Consider the following 14,948-nt stretch of genomic DNA (forward strand, 5'->3'; position numbering starts at 1 on the left):
TATCAGTTTCTTTTAAACCTTTTTTCTAGTAATAACTTTGGGTTTACGATTTAGTTTTTCGATAACAGCATCGGCTTTTTCATTTTGACAAATAAAGCGCAAAGATTCTGCGTAGCGATAATAATAAACAGGTTCTAAATCTGATGTTATAGCGAAAAGTTCACCGTACCACGCAGCAGCCTTATCTAGTTTGTAGTTAGAGTAAGAGGAATTTCCTAGTTTTTGAAACAAGTCGACAGATTTGTAGCCTTTTGCAGCAATACGTTCGTAAGTTTTAATCACATCAACATAAGCATACTTGTCGCTTATCTTGTCTGTTATGAAAGGCTTTTCATTTTGAGCAGAAACACGAAGTGAAAAAACAGTCAACAGCACTAATACAGCTAGTTTTTCTTTCATGAATATTGGTTTAAATGAATGGTTTGGTTATTATTTTTTATTTTTGCAAATATATCTAAATCAAGTATATAACATGTATTTAGACGGTGTTTTTTTAGTTTTATCGATTTTTTACGGCTGTTAGAAACGAATTAACGTATTAAATAGAAAATTTCTTATAATGAAAAACGATTTATCAGAATAAATATTTCATTTATGCAAAGGATAAATTATAACTTTAGAGTTATAAAGTTAAGAATATTATGACAGTTCGACAATATTTTAATAAAATAATTAATTTTCGTGTTGATGAAAGCAAGGAAAAAGATCTTCTGAAAGTTGACTTAGAAAGGCTTGTTTTGAAACTTTCATTAGATGAAAAAGTAGTTTATTTTACACTTGATAATCTTTTTCAGGAAACATCAGAATTAAATTCTGAATTGCTAAAGAGTATTACAAATCGATACGGTTTATTATTTCTTGATAAAAAAGAAACAGGAAATGTGTGTTTTGCAAACAGCGAAGTACTGCGCTTAGAGTATAAACAAAGTTTTACCTCATTTGATTTATTAGATTTATGTTATGCTGTTTTGCATTCGTCACTTTATAATAAGGATTTAGAGAATGATATTCAGAAAATCCCTCTTCCTATGGATTCTAATTTGTTTTGGGAACTGATTCAAATTGGGAGTAATTTTAGAAATCAAGAAAGGGAATAAATAAAAAAAAGCATCAGCTGCGGCTGATGCTTTCTAATTTTTAGGGCAAAAAAATTAGCGGCGAAAAGATGGACTTTCATTTACTGATTCGTCTAACTTTACGGTTTTTACTTTTTTAGAAGCAACTTTAATCTCATGTTTTGCAACCTTATCATTTGCTTTTACTTCAAGAACATAAGTTCCGGCTGGAAAACCTTCAAGACTTATTGTTTTTGAAACCTCTAATTTGTTTGCTGCAGATTCTCCAGCATAAAGTAAATTGTGATTTTCGTCGTAGATAGAAAATGATGATTTTTGAACAGTATCTAAAGTAAAGCTTACTACTTTTCCTTCTCCGGTTTTAATGTTCAAAATATAATCTCCTTTTCCATCAATGGCATAAGAAAATACAGTTGCTAAAAAAAAGGCCGCAACTAACCCTGTTTTGGTAAATCTTGTCATGTTTTTTTTAATATTTATTACTAATGTGGAACGCGCAAAACTACAAATACAAATTTAATTTTATGCAAAAAAAGTGCTTTTTTAATGGGCTAAAATGCTGAATTAAAACTATTTCTGTGTTTTGGTTACACTATATACGTAATTGCTGGTGTTTTGGATTTTTTTTTATATCATTTTTTTAATGACGTATAAACCAGTGCGATACATTTATTAAGAATAGTTTTTCAAAATAAAAATAAACAATGAAATCTGCTTGAGTTTAAAACAAAAAAAACAGCTCAATAACCACAAAGAGCTGTTTTTAAAACTTGCGTTTTTTAACTTTACTAACTATCTAACCTTGATTTATACTTTATGAGAAGTATAACTTTTTTAGCGTACTGCTACGCTTGTATTTTTTGCAGAAAAACCTGCTTTGTAAACTGATGAAACCGCTTTTTTTGATAATACAGTTGCATCATCTGTAATGGTAATTTGATGTGTTACTTTTTTTACATTATCCTCAACTTCTAAGAAGTAAGTTCCTTCTGGAAATTCTTCAAGATTAAAAGTTCTTAAAATTCCATCTTTACCTGAAGCATTTTCAGAATAAATTAGAGATCCGTCTTTGTCGTAAATTGCCAGATTTGCTTTTTGCACTTTATTAAGAGCAAATGTTATAAGCTTTCCGTTAGCTTTTATTACATGAAGATTAAAGTCTTCATTTCCATCGATTGCATACGTACTCATTCCAGTAAAAAGTACTGCACATACTAAACTCAATTTTAAAATCTTTTTCATAATACTTAGTTTTAAATTATTAGTTTAATTCTCTGAAGTAAAATTACTACAGAGGTGCGTGTATTTTAACAACTCTATTTTCCAATTTCGATGCTGTATTCTCATTTACGAAACCGTTATAGGTTAAAATGTGAATAATATTTACTGTTTCTGTTAATTTGGTTATTATTTTTCAATTATTTTCTTGATTTTGAATTTACATTGAATTAAGAATTTATTTACATGTATTGTATGGATTTAACCGCAAAGCACGCAATGATTTTTAAAATGCTGAATTTATAAAAACGCAAAGTTCGCAAAGCTTTGTCTAAAAAACTTTGCGAACTTTGCGGTTAAATCTTAGAGGTTAAAATCTCATTTCAATAAAGCACAAAAAAAACAGCTCAATAACCACAAAGAGCTGTTTTAAAACAATCACGTTTTTAACTTTACTAACTATCTAACCTTATACTTTAAACAAAGTATAAATTTTTACAGCGCATTGCGGCGCTTATTTTTTGTTTAATAAGCAGTCAAAAGTGCTTTTGAAGATAAAAGTGAACTTTCGTCTGTTATTGTAATTTCATGTCTTGCTTTTTTAACGCTGTCTTCAATTTCTAAGAAATAAGTACCAGCAGGAAATTCTTCTAAGCTAAAAGTTCTTAGAATTCCATCTTTACCAGAAGCATTTTCAGAATAAATTAAACTTCCGTTTTTGTCGTATATACTAAGGCTTGCTTTTTGAGTTTGATTTAAAGCAAAAGTGATTACTTTTCCATTAGCTTTTAATACGTGCAAATTGAAAGCGTTACCTCCGTCAATTGCATATGAACTTATTCCTGATAAAAGTATTGCACATACTAAACTCAATTTTAAAATCTTTTTCATACTATTTAGTTTTAATTATTTATCTCAAATTTCTGAATGTAAAATTAGGCTCTAGATTGCTGTTTTCTATTTACTCTATTTTCCAATATATGTGCTATATTCTCATTTACGAAACCGTTATAGGTTAAATTTTGCGTTATTTGTTACGTTTTGGTTAATTCACTTGTTATTATTTAATGTTTTCTTTAAAAATAAGATAGCGTTGATTTGATGGAGTTTCGTAGAAAAATGATCTTCATAAAACTCTCTACACACTTTGCAGTTAAATTTTAGCAGCTAAAATCTTAGTTCAATAAAGGACAAAAAAAAACAGCTCAATAACCACAAAGAGCTGTTTCTAAAACTTACGTTTTTTAACTTTACTAACTATCTAACCTCATTTTTATACTGTATGAGAGTATAAACTTTTTTAGCGTATTGCTACGCTTGTATTTTTTGCAGAAGAATCTGCTTTGTAAACAGCTGAAATTGCTTTTGATGATAATGTTGTAAAATCATCGTTTACGATAATTTCATATCTCACTTTTTTAGAATTGTCTTCAACTTCTAAAAAGTAAGTTCCGTTTGGAAAATCTTGTAAATCAAAAGTTCTTAAAATTCCATCTTTACCAGCAGCATTTTCAGAGTAGAACAAATTTCCTTCTTTATCGTATATTGCTAATTTTGCTTTTTGAACTTGGTTAAGACCAAAAGTGATCATTTTTCCGTTTTTCAATACATGAAGATTAAAGTCCTCATTTCCATCAATTGCATAAGTACTGAATCCTGATAAAAGTACTGCACATACTAAACTTAATTTTAAAATCGCTTTCATAGTATTTCGTTTTAAATTGTTATCACTAATTTTCTGATGTAAAATTACTTCAGTGGCACCTATTTTTTATTTACTCTATTTTCCAATTTATATGCTGTATTCTCATTTACGAAACCGATATAGGTTAAAATTTAAATTATTGTAGGTATTTTTGTTAATTCAGTTGTTATTTTTTAATGATTTGAGATTGTTAATATTTTTTGCAAACTCCTGTATTCTTACAAAAAATACTAGATGACTATAAAAATGTTTGATTAAATACGATTTTAGAAAAAAAACATTCAGAAAAATATCAGTTATGAAAAAAACGACGATTTTCTCCTGTTTTTGAACAGTATTTTTATACAAAATCCTCATTTACGAAACCGTTATAGGTTAAAATTTGAATTATTTTAGGTGATTTTGTTAAATTTGCTATTATTTTTTAAAGATTTTATCATGAAGACAATTGCCCCAGCTCTTGAAGTGATAACTAGCTCATACGGAAGTTCTTTTACCTATACTAAACACGCCGAAAAGACCAATAGCAAAGCTCATTTATGGCATTATCATCCAGAAATTGAGTTGGTTTATATAAACGGCGGGGCAGGAAAAAGACAAATAGGAAGCCACGTTTCTTATTACACAAATGGCAGTTTGATTCTGATAGGCTCTAATTTACCGCATTGCGGTTTTACAAATGAAAATACGGGAAATACAAACGAAACAGTCATTCATATTAAACCTGAATTTTTAGGAAATGACTTTTTTGTAGTTCCAGAAATGAAGAAAATCCAAAATATTTTAAGTCAGTCTAAAGGCGGAATTGCTTTTGGCGGTGAGACTAAAAAACAAATTGGAAAGAAAATAGAAATGATGGAACATCAGCTTCCGTTTGAGCGTTTGCTTACACTTTTGAGTGTTTTGGATGAACTTGAATCTTCTGAAGAATACACCATTTTAAATGCTGATGGTTTTTCGTTGGAACTTCAAACACAAGACAGCGATCGTATGAATATGATTTTTAATTATGTAAAAGATCATTTTCAAGAATCGATTGCTATTGACGAAGTTTCGAATTTGGTGAGTATGACCACGCCCTCATTTTGTCGTTATTTCAAAAAGATTTCAAATAAAACATTTACAGAGTTTGTGAATGAGTATCGTTTGGTTCATGCTTCAAAATTATTGGCCGAAAAAGCAATCAGTATAAACGAAGTCTGCTACGAAAGCGGTTTTAATAATTTCAGTCACTTTAGTAAATCATTTAAACAATATACTGGTAAAAGTGCTTCGCAATATCGTCACGAGCATAAAATTATAATTAGTTAGTTTTATAATGCCACGACCCGAGCGATAGCGAATAGGCGAAGCAATTACACAAATTTTCACGAATTAGTTTGTGAAGAATGTGTGACACTTTTTGCCACTGATTAAAAGATTATAGAGATTTTTAGAATCTTTATATAAGTCACACAAAAAATAAATTCGTGGAAATTTGTGTAATTAGTGGCAGACCAGCTTTAAGAGAAAATAATCTACTAAATCTGTGCAATCTGTGGCAAAAGAAAATAAATCCGATTAGTGAAAAGCTGGTCGGATTTTTCATATAATTATTTTGAAAAAAGGTATATTTACATTCTTTAATCGAAAAATGATAAAAATGAAAAACTCTAAAATTTGGGTATTTGCCGTTTTTTTATGTGTTTCGTCAGTGTCGTACGCGGCAAAAGTAGACACGCTGCAAATTGCCAGTACAGCTATGAGTAAAACGTACAAAGCGGCTGTAGTTTTGCCCAATTCGTATGCTAAAAGTAAATCGGCTTTTCCGGTAATGTATTTACTGCACGGCGCTTACGGACATTTTGGTGATTGGTTAAAAAATACTCCAAACAAAAAATTAGTTCAAAATTTATCAGATCAATACAATATAATTATTGTAATGCCAGAGGGCGAAACGTTTAGTTTTTATCTAGACAGCCCTGTAAATCCAGGAAGTCAGTTTGAAACGTTTATTACGCAGGAAGTAATTCAGAAAGTCGATAAAACCTATAAAACGATCAGTAATAGAAACGGAAGAGTAATAACAGGACTATCTATGGGCGGACATGGAGCTTTGTATTTGTCGGCCAAACATCCTGATTTGTTTTGCGCTGCGGGCAGTATGAGCGGGGCAGTAGATATGGGTACAATGCTTAATCGAGAGTCTTCGGCACAAGTGGTAAAATTGATGCAGCCTGTTTTTGGAGACAAAAGTGATAATTCGGCATTGTATGCACAGCACGCCGTTATGGGAATGCTGGATAAAATAAAAGACAATAAACTGCCGTTAATAATTGATTGTGGTGTTGATGATTTTTTAATTGAACCGAATAGAGAATTGCATCGCAGAATGGTTTACGATAAAATAGAACACGATTATACAGAGCGTCCGGGAGCGCATACTTGGGAATATTGGGAAAATTCGCTGCCGTATCATGTGTTATTTTTTAATAAAATACTGCTTAAAAATCAGGTTGTTGCAAAAAAATAAATGAAAATCTCGTTTCAAAGCCAACTAAAAACTTTTTTTGGTTTGGTTTTTGGAATACCTTTATAAATCTAAAAAATAAAAATTATGAAAAAGATACTTACCCTTTTTGCGGTTGTTGGATTAATCGCTTTTACAAGTTGTGAAGGACCTGAAGGACCTCCGGGATTAGATGCAGCACTTCCTTATGTGTTTGAAGTTACTACAGACTTTGTTGGACCAAGTTATGAAAAGAATGTTTCAATTCAAGGTATGTTGTCAGGTGATAATGTTTTGGTATATGAATTAGTTGGTACAGCAGGAGGAGATCAATGGGCTTTATTACCGCAGATATATTATTTTAATAATGGTTTAGAAACTGCTCAATATAATTTTAGTTTCTCAAAAACAAATGTTAAACTTTTTATCGATGGTAGTTTAAGTGATTTATCTCAGTTGCCAAGTAGTTTTAGATTAGGAAAAACATTTAGAATTGTACTTCTTCCTGGTGATGATGGAATTAATGCTAAAAAAGCAAAGGCTGATAATTTAGATTATAACGCTGTTATTGCAAAGTATAATATTGACGACAGTAACGTTAAGAAATTAAACTAAGAAATTAAGTTATAAATAAAAAAAGGAAATCGTAAAGATTTCCTTTTTTTATGTCTATATGTTTCGAAAAGTATTATTCTTCGCTGTTATCAGTAAGTTCTTTTTCTTTGCCAAATTTAAGTGAAACCATAATTCCAACTAAAAGCGAAAGTGCAATAAATCCTAAAGAAGCCCATTCTGGTACGTGGATAAAATCGTGAAGTAACATTTTTAATCCTACAAAAGCTAAAATAGCAACTAAGCTGTATTCTAAATAACTGAATTTCGCTAGCATATTAGCTAAGAAAAAGTACATAGAACGTAGTCCAAGAATAGCAAAAATATTAGAGCTGAATACTAAAAACGGATCAGATGTAATGGCTAGAATTGCAGGAACACTATCAACAGCAAATAAAACATCCATTACTTCAATTACAATCAAAGCAACAAATAATGGTGTTGCAGCTCTTTTTGCGGTTTTTGTTGAAATGAAAAACTTTTCGCCTTCCATATGAGAAGTAATCGGAATGATTTTTCCTAATGCCTTATAAACAAAAGAATCTTTAGGTTGAAAATCTTCGTCTTCGCCTGAAAACAACATTTTTATCGCTGTAAATAATAAGAAAGCTCCAAATAAATAAGTCGTCCAAGTAAACTTATTGATCAACATTACTCCGAAGAAAATCATTAAACCACGGAAAACAATTGCGCCTAAAATTCCCCAGAATAATACGCGGTGCTGGTATTTTTGCGGAATTTTGAAGGAAGCAAAAATAATAGCAATTACAAAAATGTTATCTACACTTAAGGATAACTCAATTAAGTAACCGGTAATGAATTTCATTGCGGCTACAGCTGGTTTTAGATTATCAGGGTTTTCGATATAGTCTGTAGTGTACAGCCAATAAATAACTCCTGAAAAAAGAAAAGATAAAGTAACCCAAATTAAGGTCCATTTGCTGGCTTCTTTGGTGCTGATGATATGGGGTGTTTTATTGAATACACCTAAATCTAAAGCAAGAATAAAAATTACGGCTAACAAAAAGAAAGTCCAGACTATCATGATGAATTTTTTAAATGATGTACAAAGATAAGTTTTGAAGTTTAACTTGAAAATTAATTATTGAAAAGTTAATGGTGAATTTTAAGGAAAGAATGTGTTTGCAAAACCTGTTGCTCTAATTTGTGTTTATACAGAAAGTTTGTCATTTCGAAGAATGAGAAATCACACTAGAAATTCCGTACAGAAACTCTTCAATCTGTGTCGATCAACGAGTGTGATTTCTCATTCTTCGAAATGACAAGATTGCGTAAACGGATTAATAAATAAAAAAAGTGCCAACAATTACGAAGGCACTTTTAGAATATAATCTAAGCTTTGAATTATAGCGCTGAGTTAACAGTTTTGATAATTCTAGCAGCGATTTTGTATGGATCTCCGTTTGAAGCTGGTCTTCTGTCTTCCAACCATCCTTTCCATCCTTTTTGAACAGTCATTAAAGGAATTCTGATAGAACATCCTCTGTCTGAAACTCCATAAGAGAAATCGTGAATAGAAGCAGTTTCGTGTTTACCAGTTAAACGTTGGTCATTGTAAGCACCATAAACAGCGATATGCTCAGCAGTAACAGGACGGAAAGCCTCACAAATTCTTTCGTAAGTAGCTTGGTCTCCACATGATCTTAATACTTCGTTAGAGAAGTTAGCATGCATACCTGAACCATTCCAGTCTGTATCTCCAAGTGGTTTTGGGTGGTATTCAATATAGTAACCATATTTTTCAGTCAAACGATCTAATAAGTAACGAGCAACCCAAATTTCGTCTCCAGCTTTTTTAGCACCTTTAGCGAATAATTGGAATTCCCATTGTCCGCAGGCAACCTCTTGGTTAATACCTTCAAAGTTAATTCCAGCAGCGATACATAAATCAGCATGTTCTTCTACTAATTTTCTTCCGTGAGTGTTTTTTCCACCTACAGAACAGTAGTACATACCTTGTGGAGCAGGATAACCTCCAACAGGGAAACCTAATGGCAATAAAGTTTTAGTATCCATGATGAAATATTCTTGTTCGAAACCAAACCAGAAATCATCATTATCATCATCAATTGTAGCTCTTCCGTTAGATGGATGTGGAGTTCCGTCAGCAAACATAACTTCACACATTACTAAATATCCGTTAATACGAGTTGGATCTGGGTAAATTGCAACAGGAACTAATAAACAGTCAGAAGATCCACCTTCAGCTTGTCTTGTTGACGAACCATCAAATGACCAATTTCCAAGTTCTTCTAATGTTCCTTTGAAATTTTCATGCTCTTCAACTTTAGTTTTACTTCTAAGATTTTGAGTTGGCTCGTATCCATCTAACCAAATGTACTCTAACTTAATTTTAGCCATAATAATATAAATTTGTTTTTTTGTTTTTTCGCTGGGTCAAATATAGATTTATTTTTTTACTCCTAAAAATTAGGGGGCTATTTTGTTTAGCGGACTATAATTTTTTTGAGAAGCGCAATTTTGAGAGGGGTATATTTTTAAAAAAGCAATTTTTAACACCTTAAAAAAATAAATTCGTAATAATTTGGGGCTCTTTTTGAATTTTAAGATTAAGGAATTATGAAAAAATGTTTATTTATTGGGTAATACTATTGTTTTTTGTTAGAATTCTATACAACAGATTCATTATTCTTTGAAAAAAGTATCTTCTGTTGAGAAATTGTTTTTCAAAATTCTCCAATTTATGTTTAAAACAGGGAATTTTATTGTTTATATTTGCCGATCATTTTTTAATGAAAATTAGTACGAATTTTTAAAATTATATACATGTCAACATTACGTTTCCAAGCTTTGCAAGAAGCTTCTACAAGAAAGCCGGTACATTTTGAAGAGATTGGTAGAAAATCAAATCTTTTTGGTTCAAATGTGTTTAATGAAAAAGCCATGAAGCAATATTTAACTTCAGATGCTTTAAAAGGAGTAAGAGATGCTATTCAGCATGGAACTAAAATCGAAAGAAAACTGGCAGATTATATTGCCATGGGAATGAAAGAGTGGGCGTTGGCAAAAGGTGTTACACATTATACACATTGGTTTCAGCCTCTTACAGGAACAACTGCTGAAAAACATGATGCTTTTTTTGAAACTTCGTATGATGGCAGCGATCCTGTAGAAAAATTTGGAGGGGCACAATTAGTACAACAAGAGCCAGATGCTTCAAGTTTTCCGAATGGCGGAATCAGAAATACTTTCGAAGCCAGAGGTTATACAGCTTGGGATCCAACTTCGCCAGCTTTTATATATGGAACAACTTTATGTATCCCGACAGTATTTATTGCTTATACAGGAGAAGCTTTAGATAATAAGATACCTTTATTAAGAGCTTTATCTGCAATTGATGAAGCAGCTACTGAAGTTTGTAAATATTTTGATAAAAACGTAAAAAAAGTAACAGCTACTTTAGGTTGGGAGCAAGAGTATTTCTTGATTGATAAAGCCTTGGCAAATTCTCGTCCTGATTTAATGATGACTGGAAGAACTTTATTAGGACATACTTCGGCAAAAGGGCAGCAGTTAGATGATCATTATTTCGGATCTATCCCAACTCGTGCTCTTACTTATATGAGAGATTTAGAGCAGGAATGTATGCTTTTAGGAATTCCTGTAAAAACGCGTCATAATGAGGTTGCGCCAAATCAGTTTGAGCTGGCTCCAATTTTTGAGGAAACAAATCTTGCCGTAGATCATAACTCTTTATTAATGGATGTAATGCAGAAGGTTGCAGAACGTCATGATTTTAAAGTTTTATTTCATGAAAAACCTTTTAAAGGAGTAAACGGTTCAGGAAAACACAATAACTGGTCGCTGGCAACGGATACAGGAGTTAATTTATTGAGTCCGAGTAAAACACCAATGAGCAATTTACAGTTTTTAACCTTCTTTATTAATACAATTAAAGCGGTTAATGATAACGAAACTTTGCTTCGTGCTTCTATAGCAACAGCAAGCAACGATCATAGGTTAGGAGCAAACGAAGCGCCGCCGGCAATTATGTCTGTATTTATTGGAGCGCAGTTAACAAAAGTGTTGTCTGAGTTAGAAAGTGTAACAACTGGAAAATTATCTCCAGAAGAAAAAACAGATCTTAAATTAAATGTAGTTGGTAAAATTCCAGACGTATTATTAGATAATACAGACAGAAACAGAACTTCGCCTTTTGCATTTACCGGAAATAAATGGGAGTTTAGAGCTGTTGGCTCAAATTCTAACTGTTCTAACGCAATGACAACGTTAAATGCTATTGTGGCAAAACAATTAATCGACTTTAAAAATGAAGTTGAAACTTTGATCGAGTCTAAAGACATGAAAAAAGACGATGCTATTTTTAATGTTTTAAGAGAATACATCAAGCAGTCTAAAAAAATACTTTTTGAAGGCGATGGTTATAGCGAAGCATGGGAAAAAGAAGCTGGAAAAAGAGGTTTAAGTAATTTTAAAACTACTCCAGAGGCTATTAAAGCCAAAGTTTCCAAGCAGGCTTTGGACTTATTTTCTGAACTAGGTATTTTTAATCATGTTGAAGCTGAAGCGCGTTACGAAATAGAATTAGAAGAATACACTAAGAAAATTCAGATTGAAGGAAGAGTTTTAGGTGATATCGCTAGAAATCATGTTATTCCTACTGCAATACGTTATCAAAATACTTTGATCGAGAATGTAAAAGGTTTAAAAGAGATCTTTGGAAAAGAATTTGAAACGATTGCAAAAGAGCAGATCATTTTAATAAAAGAAATTTCGGGTCATATAGAAGGAATCAATTCTAAAGTATTGGCAATGACAAACGAAAGAAAGAAAGCAAATCAATTGACCGATGCACAAAAAATGGCAGAAGCTTATTGCGATAAGGTAAAACCATATTTTGAAGACATTCGTAACCATTGTGATAAACTGGAGCTTTTGGTTGATGATGAAAGCTGGACATTAACCAAATACAGAGAATTGTTGTTTACTAAATAACTTTCATTAACATTAAGTTAAAGCCTGTCTGTAAAAAGACAGGCTTTTTTTGTGATTATGTTAATATAACTGTTTCAGGTTTGAAATATATCTTTTGTTTTGGCATAAATGTAAGGAAAATGTAAAAAGTAACTTTTTTCTGATTAAGATAAAATTCAAATATAGCAGTTCGTCGTTATAGTTTCGCATTTCATCGAAAACAGATTAAGATCTTGTAAAATACGTATTTATACCTGTTTTGATTATCGAGAAGTTTTCTAATTTTGAATATGAAAATGAGAGAATTAGCAGAAAAACTATTCTCAAATGATGGTTAAAATCCCCCAGATTTTCTCCCCAAATTGCATATACCTACATAATAATTTGTATTAATAACCAATTAAATATATTTATTATGAAAAAAGTAATTTTAAGCATCTCCGCGATGCTATTTGCAGGTGTAGCATTCGCTCAAGGAAATGTTAGTGATGTAGATCAATTAGGTCTTTTAAATGGTGCATTGGTAATCCAAGTGGGATCATCAAACAATTCAGATGTTGATCAAATAGGTATTGCAAACGTTGCAATTGTTGGACAATACGGAGATGATAATGAGTCTAGTGTTGCACAATTAGGAGCAGGAAATGTTGCTGTAGTAACTCAAATTGGAGACGACAACAGTTCAACTATCGCACAAGGAATCTGGGTTGGAAACTTAGCAGTTACTACTCAAATCGGAGCTTACAACAATTCTGATGTATTGCAAGTAGGTAATTTTAATGATGCTTACACTACTCAATTTGGAGCATTTAATAATTCAACAACATTGCAATTTGGAGATGACAACACTGCAGCAACTACTCAAGTAGGTTTCTTCAACAATGCCGCTACATTGCAATTAGGATGGGATAACTACTCTAGCATTGAACAATATGGAATTGGAAACTTTGCAGCAACTGCTCAATTTGGAAATGACCATATTAGTACAGTTACTCAAACTGGATTCCTAAACGGAAGTATAGTAATCCAATCTAACTAAATAGAACCAAGAAAAGGAAGAATTTGATTTATTAAGTTCTTCCTTTTTTTTTCTTAGAATTCTTTTTACCACAATACCACAATTATGAAACGTTTTGCCACTTATATTTTCCTATTCATTACAGGAATTTTATTCTCTCAATCAATTGATGGGAATAGAAGTGATTACGTTTTAAATGAAATGAACAATCGCAATCAAAATCAAATAAACCAATACATTAAAAGCAGAAATATTGTAACGGTTTCACAAATTGGAAATTACAATCAGGCCAATTTAACCATCATCAGTAATAATGCAAATGTAACCGCTCAGCAAACAGGTAATACTAATTATATGAATGTTTACAAAAAAGCTGAGGAAATCAATCAATCCTACACACAGACAGGCAACAATAATTATATAAGCGATTATTCCTTGTACACAAGAGGAGTCGCTTCAATGTCAATAAATCAGAACGGCAGTAATTTAACGGTTTTTAATTCAGGTTCAAATTCCATATCTAAAGATTTGATTATTAATCAATCTGGAAATTCAGGAACAATATTTATATTCAATCGTTAGAATTATGAAAAAGTATTGGAACATAGGAATTGTTTTTTTTGCCCTTTTTTTTTCTGAATCAGGATTCTCGCAGGTAGTTTATAAAGAAGTAAAAGCTAAGATAGAAGTAAAAGAAATTGAAAACCTTCTTGCTATTACTGGAACCGTAGAGAATTTAAAATCTGAGTTCAAGAATATCTCGTATAAGTTGACAGTATTCAAAAAAAGCAAATCAGGTTCAAATAAGTCAAATAACGGACAAGACGGCAGAGTCACATTAGAACCCATTCAAAAAGTTGAGCTGTCAAAAACACAGGTCAATTTTACAAAAGAGGATGAGATCATAATACTGTTATTAATTTATGATGAAAATAATGCCATTATTGGCAAGGATAGAGTTGTTTTTGGAGAGAAAAATGAATCAGATTCCGGTAAAGCTATTCCACAAGACGGAATCGAAATGATTGGAATTGTTGCTAATGACACTAAAACAAAACTGGGAAATGACTTTTACGATTATTTCTATTCGCAATATTCGAAATTAAAGATCAATACCAGTAAAATCGTAACAGTTCAAGAGGAATTGACTTTTGGGCGTACAACAAAGATTACGATTTTAGTGGATGGCGAAATAATAGAAGAATTTATTTCACGTCCAGATGAAGATTTCTTAAAATATATGGCTGATACAGCCGCTTCAAAAGCATTTAAATATTTTAAGGATCTCGAAAAGCAAAGCAAAATTATAACTCAATACTAAAATTGAGGAACGTTTTGTGTCAAGAAGAGTTGTGTTTTTAATGTAGGAAATAAAATTTATCAATATGAAAACTTTAGCTTTACTAGTTTGTCTAGCAGGTTTTAGCGCAGTCTCAAATGCGCAGGATCTTGCTTATAAGCCTATTAATCCTGCTTTTAGCGGTGGTGATACTTTTAATTATCAATGGCTGCTTAGTTCTGCCCAAGCACAAAATGATTTTAAAGAAGATCCAACTACAGGATATAAACCACAGACTGATTTGGAACGGTTTAAAAGTACTTTAAATAATCAGCTGTTAAATAGGATTTCAAATTCGTTATTCGATGATCAATTTGGATCAGCAACAGGTTCCGGAACAGGAACGGGGACAGGTACTGGTACTGGAACAGGAACTGGCGGCGGACTAAAACCAGGAACATATGTCTTTGGAACATTGTCTGTAGATATTTATAATTCTAATTTAGGAATGGTAGTAGATATTTTAGATATCGATACAGGCGAACAAACACAAGTAATTATACCAGCTCGATAGA

General features: G+C 31.8%; 16 protein-coding genes. 9 read left to right on the forward strand and 7 right to left on the reverse strand.

Features of this window, described 5'->3' with window-relative positions:
• Window positions 1-12: 12 nt before the first annotated feature.
• Window positions 13-399, reverse strand: a complete 387-nt coding sequence (locus tag BOW57_RS07390) for a flagellar motor protein MotB (RefSeq protein ID WP_129053595.1) — start codon at window positions 397-399, stop codon at window positions 13-15.
• 242 nt (window positions 400-641) lie between these two features.
• On the opposite strand from BOW57_RS07390, the gene BOW57_RS07395 reads away from it, so the two are divergent.
• The gene (locus tag BOW57_RS07395; RefSeq protein WP_129053596.1) at window positions 642-1,097 is read left to right on the forward strand and encodes a type ISP restriction/modification enzyme; all 456 of its coding nucleotides are present in this window, start codon (window positions 642-644) and stop codon (window positions 1,095-1,097) included.
• A gap of 54 nt (window positions 1,098-1,151) precedes the next feature.
• Here BOW57_RS07395 and BOW57_RS07400 read toward each other — a convergent pair whose 3' ends face one another.
• The 4 genes from BOW57_RS07400 to BOW57_RS07415 form a co-directional block, all read right to left on the reverse strand.
• On the reverse strand, window positions 1,152-1,538 hold the full coding sequence (locus BOW57_RS07400) for a secretion protein (protein WP_089055180.1): 387 nt from the start codon (window positions 1,536-1,538) through the stop codon (window positions 1,152-1,154).
• Window positions 1,539-1,910: 372 nt separating this feature from the next.
• A complete protein-coding gene (locus BOW57_RS07405; RefSeq protein ID WP_089055179.1) occupies window positions 1,911-2,318 on the reverse strand; it encodes a T9SS type A sorting domain-containing protein in 408 nt (135 codons plus the stop codon).
• Window positions 2,319-2,819: 501 nt separating this feature from the next.
• Entirely contained in the window at window positions 2,820-3,185 is a 366-nt protein-coding gene (locus BOW57_RS07410; protein WP_089055178.1) for a T9SS type A sorting domain-containing protein, read from the reverse strand.
• Window positions 3,186-3,594: 409 nt separating this feature from the next.
• Complete coding sequence (locus BOW57_RS07415) at window positions 3,595-3,999, reverse strand: T9SS type A sorting domain-containing protein (RefSeq protein WP_129053597.1); 405 nt, start codon at window positions 3,997-3,999, stop codon at window positions 3,595-3,597.
• Between the two features lie 438 nt (window positions 4,000-4,437).
• Between BOW57_RS07415 and BOW57_RS07420 the strand changes: the two genes are divergently transcribed.
• The 3 genes from BOW57_RS07420 (at window position 4,438) to BOW57_RS07430 (ending at window position 7,102) form a co-directional block, all read left to right on the forward strand.
• The gene (locus BOW57_RS07420; RefSeq protein WP_089055176.1) at window positions 4,438-5,310 is read left to right on the forward strand and encodes an AraC family transcriptional regulator; all 873 of its coding nucleotides are present in this window, start codon (window positions 4,438-4,440) and stop codon (window positions 5,308-5,310) included.
• A 331-nt stretch (window positions 5,311-5,641) separates the two neighbouring features.
• Window positions 5,642-6,511: an alpha/beta hydrolase family protein gene (locus tag BOW57_RS07425; RefSeq protein WP_129053598.1), complete on the forward strand. Its 870-nt coding sequence runs from the start codon at window positions 5,642-5,644 to the stop codon at window positions 6,509-6,511.
• 84 nt (window positions 6,512-6,595) lie between these two features.
• Window positions 6,596-7,102 carry a hypothetical protein gene (locus BOW57_RS07430; RefSeq protein WP_129053599.1) on the forward strand — a complete coding sequence of 169 codons (507 nt, stop codon included), beginning with the start codon at window positions 6,596-6,598 and terminating at the stop codon, window positions 7,100-7,102.
• A gap of 73 nt (window positions 7,103-7,175) precedes the next feature.
• Here the strand turns inward: BOW57_RS07430 and BOW57_RS07435 are convergent, their stop codons facing one another.
• On the reverse strand, window positions 7,176-8,144 hold the full coding sequence (locus BOW57_RS07435; RefSeq protein WP_129053600.1) for a TerC family protein: 969 nt from the start codon (window positions 8,142-8,144) through the stop codon (window positions 7,176-7,178).
• Between the two features lie 320 nt (window positions 8,145-8,464).
• A complete protein-coding gene (locus tag BOW57_RS07440; protein WP_089055173.1) occupies window positions 8,465-9,481 on the reverse strand; it encodes a glutamine synthetase beta-grasp domain-containing protein in 1,017 nt (338 codons plus the stop codon).
• Between the two features lie 426 nt (window positions 9,482-9,907).
• Here BOW57_RS07440 and BOW57_RS07445 point away from each other — a divergent pair, with 426 nt between their 5' ends.
• The 5 genes from BOW57_RS07445 (at window position 9,908) to BOW57_RS07465 (ending at window position 14,947) form a co-directional block, all read left to right on the forward strand.
• Window positions 9,908-12,097 carry a glutamine synthetase III gene (locus BOW57_RS07445; protein WP_089055172.1) on the forward strand — a complete coding sequence of 730 codons (2,190 nt, stop codon included), beginning with the start codon at window positions 9,908-9,910 and terminating at the stop codon, window positions 12,095-12,097.
• A gap of 394 nt (window positions 12,098-12,491) precedes the next feature.
• A complete protein-coding gene (locus tag BOW57_RS07450) occupies window positions 12,492-13,115 on the forward strand; it encodes a hypothetical protein (protein WP_129024139.1) in 624 nt (207 codons plus the stop codon).
• 84 nt (window positions 13,116-13,199) lie between these two features.
• A complete protein-coding gene (locus BOW57_RS07455; protein WP_089055170.1) occupies window positions 13,200-13,676 on the forward strand; it encodes a hypothetical protein in 477 nt (158 codons plus the stop codon).
• A 4-nt stretch (window positions 13,677-13,680) separates the two neighbouring features.
• Window positions 13,681-14,415, forward strand: coding sequence for a curli production assembly/transport protein CsgE (locus BOW57_RS20865; protein ID WP_241687409.1), 735 nt, complete (start codon window positions 13,681-13,683; stop codon window positions 14,413-14,415).
• Between the two features lie 64 nt (window positions 14,416-14,479).
• Window positions 14,480-14,947, forward strand: a complete 468-nt coding sequence (locus BOW57_RS07465; RefSeq protein WP_129024137.1) for a curli assembly protein CsgF — start codon at window positions 14,480-14,482, stop codon at window positions 14,945-14,947.
• The last annotated feature ends 1 nt before the right edge of the window (window position 14,948 follow it).

The organism is Flavobacterium sp. YO64 (assembly GCF_004119505.1).
GTDB lineage: Bacteria > Bacteroidota > Bacteroidia > Flavobacteriales > Flavobacteriaceae > Flavobacterium > Flavobacterium oncorhynchi.